We start from the raw sequence: 13,532 nt of genomic DNA, 5'->3' as shown, positions 1-13,532 counted from the left end.
AAAGAATGAAGTTTAATTGATATCTGACCCACAGGTCAGATATCGTGTCCTTCAAAACAGGAAAGGCAGACAATTTTACCTTCCTTTACACGCAGACGTGTTTCCATGGCTTCCTCGCCACATTCCGCACAGGCAATGGAACGATAGATCATTGCTTTTTCCGGCGGTTCTGTTTCAACTTTCTTGACAGTGAACAATTCCTCATCTGGAATGTCAAGGATAGCATAGGATCTTTCAGCATGCCTTTTTTGGAACTCCTCAAGCTCCTCGGCAGTAGCGGTTCCATTTCTCACCTTTGGGAAAAGTTCATTGTACTTTTCATCATTGCCCCGTTTGCGGGGATTTACGGATATTCGCAGAGCTTTGCAGTCTCCCCTCTTGAAGAAAGTGTAGACATGCTTGCCAAGGTCTTTAAAGACAAGATTGCCCTTTCCAAAAGTGCAACCATTGATGACCTGTATAGCATCGACACCGCATGATTTGTTCTCTACGACAACTACAAGTTCCTCATCCTCTGAACGGTCCTTGAACTGCTCAGCAGCATAAGTGCCTACTCTGTAACCGATGACCAGTCCCGGACAAAGGTGGCCGTGGAACTCTATTGCGTCTTCCAGATCCATTATGCCACCTTAGTACTGAGCCCTGAGCTTTGCCACAACGTTCTCGACCTGAACTACTGCGGTACCGATGTACATGTCAGGATTAAGAAGATCGTTGATCTCGGATTCGTTCAGATACTTTGTAACGTCCGGTCTACTGAGGAGGACATCCTTGAGATGCTTTCCTGATTCATGGGCTTCCATTGCGGAACTGCGCACGATCTCATGGGCTTCCTGCCTGCCAACACCGCGTTTTGCGAGATCGATCATGATAGCTTCGCCCATGTTAAGACCACGTAAGAGGTCGAGGTTCCTGCGGATGTTCTCAGGATAGAATCTCAGGTTCTCGATAACGCCTATTGCGAGCTTTAAGAGATGGTCTGTAAGGACACAGCTTTCAGGGAAAACGACCCTTTCACATGAGGAGTTCGTGAGGTCACGTTCATCCCAGAGAGTGTTGTTCAAAAGTTCCGGCTCGACCATTGAACGAACGATACGTGCTAAGCCACTGATCTGTTCTGATTTGATAGGGTTCCTCTTGTGAGGCATTGTGGATGAACCTACCTGGCCCTTGCGGAAGCTCTCCTCCACTTCTGCGATCTCGCTTCTCTGGAGGGTGCGTATCTCTATGGCGATCTTGTCAAGGGTGGTTACTGTGTTTGCCATCCACATGACGAATTCTGCGTGGCGGTCACGCTGGATGATCTGATTTGAAACATCAACACTGCCAAGACCGAGATATTCCATTGTATATTCCTGGATCTCGATACCATCATTACCGAATGCCGCCTGTGTGCCCACAGCACCTGTCATCTGACCTACCAGAAGACGTGGTGTAAGCTGTGCCAGACGTTCGAGATGCCTTGCGACCTCACTTGCCCAGATAGCAAATCTCAGGCCGTATGTGGTCGGCACACCGATCTGACCGTGTGTCCTGCCAGCACAAACAGTGTTCTTGTGCTCTTCCGCCTTTGTGAGCAGTACATCAAGAAGGGTTCTTGTCTTTTCCTCAAGGATAGCCACAGCATCCATCATCTGAAGAGCGGTAGCTGTGTCCAGGATATCGTTGGAAGTTGCACCAAAGTGTACCCACTTGGCAGCGTCATCTGTGCATTGCTCAGAAATAGCAATAACAATGGCCATCATGTCATGGTGGATCTCGTCCTCGATCTCAGCAACTCTCTCGATCTTCACATGAGCTATGCTCTTCTCGATCTCTGCTGCAGCTTCAGCAGGCACCATACCGATCTTTGCTTCGGCATATGAGAGGGCTGCTTCGGTCTTCAAGAGCTTTTCAAGGCGGTTTGCCTCGCTCCAGACATATTTCATTTCGTCAGTACCGTAACGGTATTCGATAGGATGGATTGCCATGTCTTTTGGTCTCCTTTGATGTGGAATTGATTTACTAATGAAGTATAGTTGGTAGATAAACAACAAACCCATAAATAGACTTTGTTTGTCAAGTTTAAAGCCCAAGGCAATACTTTCAAACTCACGCATATTCCAGATGGCAAGACATATTCGATATCATGAAAGACATGAACATGACCTCTATTCCATGCTATCAGTCCTCGAATACGGATATTCAGATATACAAAAAGATAAGAAAAGTGTAAAGAGTCCGTAGAACGGACTCAGCTTAGATCGCCTGTAAAAAGATAATCATTATCTGCCTTTGCTGAATGGCAATCGATGCAACCTGCGACCTTACCCTCAACAGTCACCTCACCTTGCGGTGAATAAACTGCCCAGAACCAGTCGTTATTCTCGGGATCATAACCGTCTACTTTGTACATCACAAGGACCCTTGTAAGTTCCTCATCCAGATCGTAGCCTTCTTTTACGATAATGCTACCATCGGGCATTACATCTTCTTCATCCTCGATGGCGGTGAAAGCATTATCTGATACATAGATGGTTATCAGCTCACCGTGTACTCCTTCGCTTTCACTAAGTTCGCCAAGTCCAGGCCAGAGATCCCATTCTTTGTAATTGTCCTCTTGAGTTATCTGCTCATAGAGATCAGCCGCATTGGGTTGAGCTTCTCCACCATTTTCAGGCACTGGTTCCTGATCTCCAGAATCATAACCTGTGCACCCTATGACCGTAAATACACTTATCAGTATCAATAAGATCGTAAGTTCTTTTCTCATTATTTGTCCCCCATATAATAGATATAGATATTTATGAAAGGATTACCTAATAAGTTTTTTCCGTCAGATGGATCAAGATCCTGGACTTCTATGACATTACCGAAGAAATTGACTCTTTAACATAATTTGTCTTTTCGGGCGCTTTAGCGGCGCTCAGACAATCACTTAAGGATTTATCAGGGTTATGAATTTTCAATATTAAGAATGAAGTTTTTATGAATCTCGTACTTTTGATTTATTATAGCTATTATTCCATTTTCAACGAAGTGCTCCAAAATCGCAACATTTTCATCAAATATACCAATGTTACATTGTCTTGCTATTCCAGCTATTGTACAAAAATGGTCATAAGTATTATTTTCAATTTCATCTAACAAATACTTGTATTTTCTTGTATCATCAGCTAAATTTAAACCAATATAGCGATTCTTGAATGCAGTTGTTGAAAAATAATTGCGATTATTAGCTTTTTCAAAGTACAAAGTTTGTTCAATTTTATTGTTTTGATTCTGTTCTTGCACTTGCCTTCTTTGCCTTTGCCACTCAACAAATTCTTTACGTCCAGGCTTTTCATGCCTCCAATACTCGTCTTGAGATTTTCTCTGATTGCAATTAAAAATTAGCATATCTTTAGTAGTAATAATTGCATACCCACACCCAATCCCATTATTTAAAATGTATTGAGATATCGATTCATCCATCGATTCAACACATTTTTTTAAAATATCATAATCAGAATCAGTTTTTATATACACATATAATACATCAATCCCCATTTTACGATATGTTTCTTTTTTCAATTCATTGTCATCATGAGTATGTATAATTTCTATTGATTTTACAAGATTATTGTTTTTCATTAAAGAAATATCAGGGACTAAATTACCTTTTTTTGTTTCTAATCCAAGTGAATCTACATTATCTAAAAGAAAAATTTCGTTTTTAAAATTCTTAGGAATAATTGTATTCAATATATATTTGCCATTGCTGGAATCGATTCCATATTTAATAGTATTGTATTCAATCCCATCACTGACACATTTTAGAAAGCACTTCAAATCTTTCCCATTAGATAAATATTCATTAAGTCGAGAATATAATAAAAATTTACTATTGCTATGCAAAATAGATTCTTTACTAGCAGTACATTTCTCTTTTTTATAATGATAAAAATGAGCTATTACATTTTCAGTTGAACGAGCTCTTAAATTAGCATCACACACAGGACACCGATGATCAATCCCTTTCTCTGCATCTTTTGCCGAAACTATTTTTCCGTCCCTATAAGCAAATTCGTATTCTACCATAGTTCCTCATAATTCAGATTCATTGAACACAAAAACAACACTACTAATTATATTTACTATTTTTCCAGTAAATTCAATTATAACAAAACATTTAATGTTATCAAGAATTACTCAATTCCATTCAAAATTTTAGCAATATTTGGATCATTCTCCACAAGTCCCATCAACTTAAGCATAAGTTCCTCTCGATTACCATCCATGGAAATAGCAGTTTCTACTCGGAGGGCTACACCACATTGAGCACAGAGATTGGAGGTTGCACCATTCTTATGTTTACATCTTGTACATACCTGATAGGACAATATAGGAATTGGACCATCTTGTTTCAATCCATGCATTTTTAAAAGGGCATCATCAACCTGCACCCCGGATAAATGAATATAGGTCGCTGGCATCATCGAACCTTGTATCCATCCTAAATGAGATTCCATTTGAACTTGGGTTAAATGGTTTGCTAATTCAGTAGCTCTTGAATGCCTGAAAAGATGTGGATGAATTCTTTTATTTGTACCTGCACTTTTAGCCAATCTTATAAGGACCATAAGACAGCCCATATATTGCATGTGTTGCCCTTTTTTTATCGCCTTGGTTTATCCACAAATAACCATCTGAATCGCCCCTGTGTGGATGTACGTCCAGCCAGGCGGCAACCTAAGGACAACTAGAGATAATACGTATCCTTCTCATTCCAGTTTTGCCGTCTACCTGGATAATACCGCCAACTTGAGAATATGTGATACCAATAAATCTGTGGAAAAATAAAGGTAATGTTTATCTACTCATAGAGAACATAATTATTTACTATAGGGGGAAAATTTGTGGAAAAATTAGATGTGTTCTTTGAGAAATTTGACAGGAATGAGTTTACAAGTCAGGATATAGGCCTACTTGTAAAACAGATGGCAGATGATGCAAAGCAGGGGATCATTGCATTTACAAAGGAAGACAGGCAATGGTTCGAGACCTATGCGTTCGGATTACAGCAATTTGAAGTGCTTTGCAGTAAAGACCCGTCTAAAATGAGAGCAGGGGACTGGAGACAGGCAGTGGATGATTTTAGCAAGGTCCGGTTCTTCGTGGATGATATGGAAGAGAGGAAGATAGTCAAAAATGTATTCTGGAATGTGGAAGGAATAGTTACCTTCGATATCCCTGATAGTGCAGGATACAGGAACTTCATCTATTGCAGGATCAAAAGTTATCTTGAGAAACTTTATAAATTATAAATTCCGGAAGAAAAAGGAGTGTATAGCGGGCCCGCCGGGAATCGAACCCGGGTTCTAAGCTCCGGAGGCTAAAGTGATATCCACTACACTACGGGCCCATTTGAATGAATTTAGATTATGTGAAATTAGCTATATTAAGTAATGGGTTTAGATGAAGCATGATCTGAACGAAAATGTATCAATTTTTTATTGAAACTGTGGTTTTTTTTATAACAGCACATTTATAAAGATGAAAACAGTAGGCTCATAAGGATTTAAGTCCGATCAAGGAATAGCTTACTAAAACAATATTAGTTCATTGATATAATAGTATAATAAAAAACATATTAATATACAATTGTATTAATTGAATATGATGCATTATTATCAGTTTAAGAGATCTATTTATTAGTATCAATGAAGGAACGATAATAGGTTAGAATAATAATCACGGTAAATGATATGGATATCTCAGAGAAGGTAACAGAACTTGAGAATGAAGATGAAGACCTCAGGACAAAGCTCCAGCTTGCTAACAAAAAGATAGAAGAGATAGAAGAGTTCTGTAAACTACATATTGAAAATCTCAATGATGTTATATTCAGCATCAATGAGCAAGGTAATTTCACATACATCAGCCCTGCTATTGAAAAATTTACCGGATATAGCCCAGAAGAAGTAATGGGCACCTCTTTTATGCAGTATATCCACCCAGAGGACCTTCCAGGTCTGCTCCAGGATATTGACCTCACGCTTGAGGGCGAACACAAGCCATATATGTTCAGGATAGTGTCGAAAACAGGCAGTATAACGTATGTTCACACCTCATCAAAGGGTATTGTAAAGGATGGAAAGGTAGTTGGTATCAATGGCATAATGGTCAATATTGCCCAACTTAAGAGGGTAGAGTTCGAGCTCATGAAGGAGAAGGAAAAAGCTCAGCATTATCTGGATGTGGCCGGAGTTGCGATAATCGTCATTAAAAATGATTTCAGGATATCACTGGTGAACAAGAAAGCCTGCGATCTTCTGGGATATAAGGAGCATGAGTTGTTCAATACGAACTGGTTCGAGATGATCATTCCAGAAATGATACGTGAATCTGTCACTCAATCATTTATGCTTTCCTGTTACGGAGATGCTGTATCAACTCCATTCGAGTGCCCCATAAATACAAAAGAAGATCAGATCCGATTATGTTCCTGGAAATGTACACAATTGAAGGATGAGAACGGACACAATGCAGGTTGCATACTGGCCGGAGAGGACATCACAGAGCGCAAAGAAGCGGAAGAGGCTCTTTTAAAAGCTAAGCATATGGCGGAGGAGGCAAGTCGGACAAAGAGCGAGTTCATTGCAAATATGAGCCATGAACTTAGGACCCCCCTTAACGCAGTCATAGGTTTTTCAGAGGTCCTTATTGAAAGAAAGTTCGGGGATGTGAATGAGAGACAGGATCAGTATCTGAGAAATATCTCCACAAGTGGAAAGAAACTTCTGGAAATCATCAATTCAATACTCGAGATATCGAAGATAGAATCAGGAAGTCTTGAGATGGACTATAAGACCATCGATATTGAAGACCTGATAGAGGAAATCAAAGAGGATATTGAAGAATACCTGCCTGATCAGGCTGAAATGGTATCTTTTGAAATACTAACGGACATAAGCCATATTATAGCAGATATGAGAAAGGTCGAAAAGTCAGTTTTTCATCTGATAGAGAATGCTGTTAAATTCTCAGACAAAACAACTCCGGTAAAAGTACGTATAGAGTCTGTCGATGAGATGGTAGCATTCAAGGTCACAGATAGAGGAATTGGAATTTCAGAAGAGGACATAGATAGATTATTCGAGCCATTCAGTCAACTGGACCCTTCATCCACACGCATTTACAGTGGGTTGGGAGTGGGACTATATCTTATTAAGAAGTTTGCAGAATTACACGGCGGTTGCCTTGGGATAAAGAGTGAGCTAGAGAAAGGCAGTACATTCACTTTTGCAATTCCAAGAAAACCAGCAAAAATGAGGAAGGAAGAAAATTAAAAAATGTTACACAAAATATCGTGTAACATTAATATTTTTTAATTTGTAATATCATAATAGCATCTTTTTGGAGAACAAACAAGACCTTTTTTCTTCAGACTGGCGAGTGATTTACTGACCACCTTATTATCGATGCCAGTGACTTCTGCAACATCGCCAGGTCTTAATGGCTCATCGGAATCTTCCAGAACTTTCAAGATCATTTCTTCATTTGTATCTAAAGCGTTGGTCATGATAATTACCTCTCAAATGCTACAACATTTGAATATAGAATAACAAATTCCAAATGTAGTTTTATAGTTATTACTATAAAAATATAGCTCAAATAAGTAAGAAAAAAGAAAGTAAGTAAGTGGGAGGAGAAATGTTACAGATATATATCTGTAACTAATCCAAGCCGTTTTTCGATCGTACTCAATTCTGAAGTACGATCTCAATACTGATATCTTTAGGAACCTGAATCCTCATGAGCTGTCTAAGCGCACGCTCATCAGCTGCAATGTCAATAAGTCTTTTGTGGACACGCATTTCCCAGTGGTCCCATGTTGCTGTACCGTCGCCACTTGGGCTCTTCCTTACAGGAACTACCAACTTCTTTGTTGGAAGTGGAACTGGACCGGATATGCTTACTCCAGTGCGGTTTGCAATGGCTTTCACCTGGTCGCAAACACCATCAAGGTTTACAGGACTTGTGCCTGATAATCGTATTCTTGCTTTCTGTGCCATGTTTTTCTCCTATAAAAAAAAAGAGAAAGAGTGTTACTTCTTCTCTGAAACACTCATGCACATACCCGCAGCGATCGTCATACCCATATCACGGATAGCGAATCTGCCGAGCTGTGGAATCTCTTTTACAGGCTCAATGCACATTGGCCTTGTTGGCTTGATCGTAATGATAGCTGCATCTCCAGCCTTGATGTAGGTTGGATTCTCTTCCTTGACCTGACCGGTCTTTGGATCCAACTTCTTGTCGAGGGACATGAGAGTACATGCAGTCTGGGTTGTGTGGCAGTGGAATACAGGAGTGTAACCGACTGTGATAGCGGATGGGTGCTGAAGAACAACGATCTGTCCTGTGAACTCATCAGCTACTGTTGGTGGCTTCTCTGCAGGACCACATACGTCACCTCTCCTGACGTCGTTCTTTCCAATACCTCTTACGTTCCAACCGATGTTGTCACCAGGTACAGCCTGATCAGCTTCTTCGTGGTGCATCTCAATTGACTTGACCTCACCAGTTGCGCCGCTTGGCATGAAGGTGACCTTCTGGCCCTTCTTCATGATACCGGTCTCTACCCTACCTACTGGAACGGTACCGATACCGGAAATGGTGTATGCATCCTGTACTGGGATACGAAGTGGAAGTGTGTCTGGCTTATCTGGCAACTTAAGCTCATTAAGGCACTGAAGCAATGCTGGACCAGTGTACCATGGAGTGTTCGGGCTTGATTTTGTTATGTTGTCGCCTTCGAATGCGGAGGTTGGAATGAATGGAACATCGTCTGCCTTGAATCCTACCATACCGAGAAGCTGTGATACTTCTTTCTTGACCTCGTTGTATCTGTCCTCGCTGTATTCGGCTGCGTCCATCTTGTTCACAGCGACGATGAGCTGGTTGATACCAAGGGTCCTGGAAAGGAACACGTGCTCTCTTGTCTGGGCCATTACTCCATCAGGTGCTGCAACTACAAGAACTGCTGCATCTGCCTGGGAAGCACCGGTGATCATGTTCTTGACGAAGTCACGGTGACCTGGACAGTCCACTACTGTAAAGTAGTACTTGTCGGTATCGAATCTCTTGTGTGAGATATCGATGGTAACTCCTCTCTCACGCTCTTCCTTGAGTGTGTCCATAACCCATGCAAATGCGAAGGATTCCTTACCCTTCTCTTTTGCTTCTGCCTTGTATTTCTCGATAAGGTGTGCAGGTACTGCGCCTGTCTCGAACATCAATCTTCCGACAAATGTTGACTTGCCGTGGTCAACGTGACCAATAACTGCTAAATTCATGTGTGGTTTCTCAGCCATGATAATATTCTCCTTTACTTTTTAATATTGGTATAATCTGTAATTTTGAGCATAATGGTTGTTTCTACTCTTAAACCTTTCCAACGAATTGTCTAAGGCAGAAAAAAGATGGATTAATATCCACCTTACATGCTCATAAAGTCTTCTGCCTGTGGCAAAGCTGCCTTGAGTCCTTTTCGCTTGCGGATACCTGTAACAACTTCGGCCATGAGGCTCATTGGGAGTGGTTCGAAACCTGCGAACTCTGTACTCCACATTGCGCGACCTTCTGTTGCGGATCTGATATCACCGGCGAATCCGAACAACTCTGAAACTGGTGCTTTGGACTCGATGATGGTTGTGTCACCTTCGGAAGTCATGTCTATGATGATACCGCGACGACCCTGGATCTCCTTGGTTGCTCCACCCATCTGCTCCTGTGGGACCTGGATGAATACCTTCTGGTATGGTTCAAAGAGCGTATCATCAGCCATAAGCATTGCAGCCTGGATTGCCTGTCTTGATGCAGGAATTACCTGTGCAGGGCCTCTGTGGACAGCATCCTCGTGGAGTTTTGCATCCATGAGCTTTACTTTGACACCCATGCATGGTTCCTTGGAAAGTGGTCCAGCCTTCATGACCTCGACAAATCCCTCAAGGATAAGCTCCATTGTTTCGTTCAGGTACTGAATACCCTTTGTCATATCGAAGTAAGCATTGCTCTCGAAGATACTTGCGATCCTCTTTGCTTCATCCTTATCCATACCTGCTGCAATGAGCTTCTCCCTTCTCTCGACCTCAGGCATCCTCATGGATATCTCGCCATTGCGTATAAGCTCACGGACTTCTGGCTCAAGTGGCTCGACGATAACATAGAATCTGTTGTGCCTGTTAGGGGATTTACCTTCTACAGGACCTGCAGTACCTACGATAGTCTCACGATATACGACAATTGGAGGTGTTGTTGTGATCTCTACACCCTTGTCACGCTCGATCCTGTGAGCAATGACCTCAAGGTGAAGTTCGCCCATACCAGCCATCAAGTGCTCACCGGTCTCTTCATCAAGAGTGATCTTGAGTGTTGGGTCTTCCTTAGCGACCTGGCGAAGAACTTCAACGAGCTTTGGAAGGTCCTTCATGTGCTTTGCTTCGACTGCAACAGTAACTACAGGTTCACTTGCGTGCTTGATGCTCTCGAAAGGCTCCATGCCTTCAAGTGTGGTCACTGTGGCACCTACAAATGCATCCCTGAGACCTGTTACCGCTGCAATGTTACCTGCAGGGATAGCATCCACTTCAAGTCTCTCAGGGCCCATGAAAACACCGACCTGCTGGATTCTGTTCGTCTTTGATGCGCCTGAAACATAAACTTCCATACCACGGGAAAGGGAACCACTGAAAAGTCTACCTGTTGAAACTTCTCCTGCGTGTGGGTCCATGGTAATATCAGTTACCATGAAAGCAACGTCTCCCTTGGCATCTGCAACAGACATCTGCTTACCGATACCGGACTCACGGTCACCATGCCAGATAGCTCCGACCCTGCCCTTCTGTGCATCGATAGGACTTGGAAGGAATCTGATAACCATATCGTTAACTGCTTCGTGGAGTGGACATTTATCTGCAAGTGTCTTCATGTCTTCTTCACGGCAGTAATTGAAAACGTCACTAAAGCTTACACCGGTCTTCTTCATCATAGGGACACTGATAGCCCAGTTGTAAAGAGCAGAACCGAATGCTACAGTACCCTCAGCTGCATTTACCTTCCAGCCTGCGTTGTAGCGCTCTTCGTTCATACCTTTGATAAGCTTGTTTACGTGATCGATGAGCTTTCCGAGCCTGATCTGCATCTCCTGATCATCGACCTGCAACTCGTTGATAAGACGGTCTACCTTGTTAATGAAAAGTACCGGCTTTACGTGCTCTTTCAGTGCCTGTCTCAGAACGGTCTCTGTCTGAGGCATTGTACCTTCAACAGCATCGATGACAACTACAGCGCCATCTACTGCACGCATTGCACGGGTAACATCGCCACCAAAGTCAACGTGACCTGGTGTATCAATAAGATTGATAAGATATTCCTTGTCCTCGTATTCGTGCACCATTGACACGTTAGCGGAGTCGATCGTGATACCTCTTTCCTGTTCCTCTGCGTCAGAATCCATGAACAACTGGCGACCTGCGAGCTCCTTGGAGATCATTCCAGCGCCTGCGAGGAGGTTATCTGAAAGAGTTGTTTTTCCGTGATCGATGTGAGCTACAATACCGATGTTCCTGATCATTACTGGATTGCTCATCAGCGTTGTAACACGCTCAACCATTTTCTTCCTTCGTCCCATGATAAAACCTACAATTAATATTATATAAAATTAAAAAAGCAACACGATTAACGTGCTGCCTTTGCGACTCTTTCCTTTCCATCCTTTCTGTTGATGGAGAAGCACTTTGCATCACGGTTAGAAGCTGCGATGAGCTCGGATGCAAGACATTCTGCTGCAGAGCGCTTTGATTTGAAAGCTGACTGATTTGAACCTATTGAAATATTTCTCAATGCATGGTCAACACGCCTCTGTGGAGCTGTGTCAACTGCCTTTGGTACAGAGATACCACCGTATTTAAGTCTGACAACTTCTTCCCTTGGACCTGCATTTGAAATAGCTTCTACGAGAACCTGAACAGGATTCTTCTTTGTCTTCGAGTTAACGATATCAAAAGCTTCATCCACGATACGAAGAGCGAGCTGCTTCTTACCGGTGTTCTGTTCATTACGCATTACATTGTTCACAAGACGCTCGACGATAGTAATGTCGGACTTGTTGAACTGCTGCCTTGCGTGTTTACCTGATGTATGTGGCACGATAACAGGATCGAGGTTGACATATCTCTTGATACCAGCGTCAGCAACTTCGACCTCTGTGAGGTCCCACTTTCCGAATAACTTATACATGGAATTATCTCCTTGGTTTTTCCTTTCTGCCAATGACCATTTCTCTCAATGATACATTGTTCACAGCAATGACCTTGAAGCGTACGCCAGGAATATCACCCATTGCACCACCCATACGGCCACCTATTCTTTCTACGGTCACTTCATCGTGCTCATCAATAAAATTGATAGCACCATCACCAGGACAGAAAGCTGTTGCCTGACGACCGTTTTTGATCAACTGGATCCTAACACATTTCCTGATAGCGGAGTTAGGCTGTTTTGCCTCGACACCCACTTTCTCAAGCACTATTCCACGACCCTGTGGCGCACCACTTAAAGGATCAGATTTAATATCCAGACCTAAGGTACGCCTGCTGTAGCCGGTGTCTTTCCACCTAGCATCTTTGCGAACCTGCTGAAGTCTGTGAGCTGCATACTTTCCATTTGGCATATATTATCCTCCCAATTATTTTTCCGTTAATAAATCAGTTGAATTTGATCATTTGTGTGAACAAAAGTTCACTGCAAGATAACATCATCGACATAGTGATGGCGACCTACCACCCTTTTTATCTTATCGATATTGCTTCCGTTACGTCCTATGGCAAGCCCTTTATCATTTGCTGCCACATCCACATAGGCAATTTTCTTATCGCCTTTACTGGATATCCTGACGGACTTAACAGACACAGTACCGAAAGCATTCTTTATAAATGTAACCGGTTCGGCCGAATATTCGATGAGTTCAATGTGTTTGTCAACGGACTTTTTCACCCGATTGAGATTATCCCCACATTTACCAATAGCTGCACCCATGTCACCAGTATTCACGACATAGATGATCCTATCGTCATCGACAATGCAATCCTTGATAGAAGCGTGAGTCACACTTTCAAACAGTGCAATGTATCTGATACATTCTGTTGAAAGTCTGATCTCGCCCAAATAATACAACTCCTGAATTAGATCCCTGCAAGTATATCGGATTCGCCTGCATCCATGATCGCCATGGTAGCAATGGTAAATGGCTTACCACATGCAGGACCGAGATCGACACCGGTTCCAGCATAATTTAAAATAGGTACGCTGGTTGCCTCGATCTGCTCTCTTATGTTTGCAGGGCAGTTGGATGCAAGAACTACCATCTTTGCTTCATTTTTAACTGCTGCTTCAATAGTGCGGTTCGCACCCATGATGACAGTACCTGTCCTGATAACTTTGATAAGTGCTTTATCAATATTAATATCCATTTTACATCAACCCATTATATTGTCAATTTGAGATTT

15 protein-coding genes and 1 tRNA gene are annotated in these 13,532 nt (G+C 42.3%); 2 read left to right on the top strand and 14 right to left on the bottom strand.

Features of this window, described 5'->3' with window-relative positions; genetic code table 11:
• Positions 1-35: 35 nt before the first annotated feature.
• From AC20MK_RS03145 to AC20MK_RS03125, 5 genes are all read right to left on the bottom strand, one after another.
• Entirely contained in the window at positions 36-620 is a 585-nt protein-coding gene (locus tag AC20MK_RS03145; RefSeq protein ID WP_487356545.1) for an FmdE family protein, read from the bottom strand.
• 9 nt (positions 621-629) lie between these two features.
• Entirely contained in the window at positions 630-1,970 is a 1,341-nt protein-coding gene (purB, locus tag AC20MK_RS03140) for an adenylosuccinate lyase (protein ID WP_487356544.1), read from the bottom strand.
• A gap of 263 nt (positions 1,971-2,233) precedes the next feature.
• Complete coding sequence (locus tag AC20MK_RS03135; RefSeq protein WP_487356543.1) at positions 2,234-2,752, bottom strand: cytochrome P460 family protein; 519 nt, start codon at positions 2,750-2,752, stop codon at positions 2,234-2,236.
• A gap of 182 nt (positions 2,753-2,934) precedes the next feature.
• Positions 2,935-4,059, bottom strand: a complete 1,125-nt coding sequence (locus AC20MK_RS03130) for a competence protein CoiA family protein (RefSeq protein ID WP_487356542.1) — start codon at positions 4,057-4,059, stop codon at positions 2,935-2,937.
• Positions 4,060-4,166: 107 nt separating this feature from the next.
• On the bottom strand, positions 4,167-4,640 hold the full coding sequence (locus AC20MK_RS03125) for a tyrosine-type recombinase/integrase (protein WP_487357050.1): 474 nt from the start codon (positions 4,638-4,640) through the stop codon (positions 4,167-4,169).
• 237 nt (positions 4,641-4,877) lie between these two features.
• Here AC20MK_RS03125 and AC20MK_RS03120 point away from each other — a divergent pair, with 237 nt between their 5' ends.
• A complete protein-coding gene (locus AC20MK_RS03120) occupies positions 4,878-5,285 on the top strand; it encodes a hypothetical protein (RefSeq protein ID WP_487356541.1) in 408 nt (135 codons plus the stop codon).
• Positions 5,286-5,311: 26 nt separating this feature from the next.
• Here the strand turns inward: AC20MK_RS03120 and AC20MK_RS03115 are convergent.
• Positions 5,312-5,383, bottom strand: a tRNA-Arg gene (locus AC20MK_RS03115).
• Between the two features lie 343 nt (positions 5,384-5,726).
• Between AC20MK_RS03115 and AC20MK_RS03110 the strand changes: the two genes are divergently transcribed.
• Positions 5,727-7,310 (top strand): sensor histidine kinase, encoded by a 1,584-nt coding sequence (locus AC20MK_RS03110; protein WP_487356540.1) that lies wholly within the window; start codon positions 5,727-5,729, stop codon positions 7,308-7,310.
• Between the two features lie 38 nt (positions 7,311-7,348).
• Here the strand turns inward: AC20MK_RS03110 and AC20MK_RS03105 are convergent, their stop codons facing one another.
• The 8 genes from AC20MK_RS03105 to AC20MK_RS03070 form a co-directional block, all read right to left on the bottom strand.
• Positions 7,349-7,543 carry an ArsR family transcriptional regulator gene (locus tag AC20MK_RS03105; protein ID WP_487356539.1) on the bottom strand — a complete coding sequence of 65 codons (195 nt, stop codon included), beginning with the start codon at positions 7,541-7,543 and terminating at the stop codon, positions 7,349-7,351.
• A 181-nt stretch (positions 7,544-7,724) separates the two neighbouring features.
• Positions 7,725-8,036: a 30S ribosomal protein S10 gene (gene rpsJ, locus AC20MK_RS03100; RefSeq protein ID WP_011499238.1), complete on the bottom strand. Its 312-nt coding sequence runs from the start codon at positions 8,034-8,036 to the stop codon at positions 7,725-7,727.
• A gap of 33 nt (positions 8,037-8,069) precedes the next feature.
• Complete coding sequence (gene tuf, locus AC20MK_RS03095) at positions 8,070-9,341, bottom strand: translation elongation factor EF-1 subunit alpha (protein ID WP_487357049.1); 1,272 nt, start codon at positions 9,339-9,341, stop codon at positions 8,070-8,072.
• A 122-nt stretch (positions 9,342-9,463) separates the two neighbouring features.
• Entirely contained in the window at positions 9,464-11,656 is a 2,193-nt protein-coding gene (locus AC20MK_RS03090) for an elongation factor EF-2 (RefSeq protein ID WP_487356538.1), read from the bottom strand.
• 47 nt (positions 11,657-11,703) lie between these two features.
• A complete protein-coding gene (locus tag AC20MK_RS03085) occupies positions 11,704-12,264 on the bottom strand; it encodes a 30S ribosomal protein S7 (RefSeq protein WP_487356537.1) in 561 nt (186 codons plus the stop codon).
• Between the two features lie 4 nt (positions 12,265-12,268).
• Positions 12,269-12,697 carry a 30S ribosomal protein S12 gene (locus tag AC20MK_RS03080; RefSeq protein WP_011499242.1) on the bottom strand — a complete coding sequence of 143 codons (429 nt, stop codon included), beginning with the start codon at positions 12,695-12,697 and terminating at the stop codon, positions 12,269-12,271.
• A gap of 68 nt (positions 12,698-12,765) precedes the next feature.
• Positions 12,766-13,191 (bottom strand): NusA-like transcription termination signal-binding factor, encoded by a 426-nt coding sequence (locus tag AC20MK_RS03075; protein WP_487356536.1) that lies wholly within the window; start codon positions 13,189-13,191, stop codon positions 12,766-12,768.
• A gap of 17 nt (positions 13,192-13,208) precedes the next feature.
• Positions 13,209-13,496, bottom strand: coding sequence for a 50S ribosomal protein L30e (locus AC20MK_RS03070; protein ID WP_487356535.1), 288 nt, complete (start codon positions 13,494-13,496; stop codon positions 13,209-13,211).
• Positions 13,497-13,532 lie beyond the last annotated feature (36 nt).

The organism is Methanococcoides sp. DA23 (assembly GCF_057593895.1).
This window is presented reverse-complemented; position numbering and strand designations above follow the sequence as displayed.

Excerpts from the sequence above, each read along its gene's own strand:
- purB (WP_487356544.1), bottom strand. The coding sequence starts at position 1,970 with ATGGCAATCCATCCTATCGAATACCGTTACGGTACTGACGAAATGAAA.
- AC20MK_RS03110 (WP_487356540.1), top strand. The coding sequence starts at position 5,727 with ATGGATATCTCAGAGAAGGTAACAGAACTTGAGAATGAAGATGAAGAC.
- AC20MK_RS03105 (WP_487356539.1), bottom strand. The coding sequence starts at position 7,543 with ATGACCAACGCTTTAGATACAAATGAAGAAATGATCTTGAAAGTTCTG.
- AC20MK_RS03145 (WP_487356545.1), bottom strand. The coding sequence starts at position 620 with ATGGATCTGGAAGACGCAATAGAGTTCCACGGCCACCTTTGTCCGGGA.
- AC20MK_RS03080 (WP_011499242.1), bottom strand. The coding sequence starts at position 12,697 with ATGCCAAATGGAAAGTATGCAGCTCACAGACTTCAGCAGGTTCGCAAA.
- AC20MK_RS03130 (WP_487356542.1), bottom strand. The coding sequence starts at position 4,059 with ATGGTAGAATACGAATTTGCTTATAGGGACGGAAAAATAGTTTCGGCA.
- AC20MK_RS03085 (WP_487356537.1), bottom strand. The coding sequence starts at position 12,264 with ATGTATAAGTTATTCGGAAAGTGGGACCTCACAGAGGTCGAAGTTGCT.
- AC20MK_RS03090 (WP_487356538.1), bottom strand. The coding sequence starts at position 11,656 with ATGGGACGAAGGAAGAAAATGGTTGAGCGTGTTACAACGCTGATGAGC.
- AC20MK_RS03135 (WP_487356543.1), bottom strand. The coding sequence starts at position 2,752 with ATGAGAAAAGAACTTACGATCTTATTGATACTGATAAGTGTATTTACG.
- AC20MK_RS03070 (WP_487356535.1), bottom strand. The coding sequence starts at position 13,496 with ATGGATATTAATATTGATAAAGCACTTATCAAAGTTATCAGGACAGGT.
- rpsJ (WP_011499238.1), bottom strand. The coding sequence starts at position 8,036 with ATGGCACAGAAAGCAAGAATACGATTATCAGGCACAAGTCCTGTAAAC.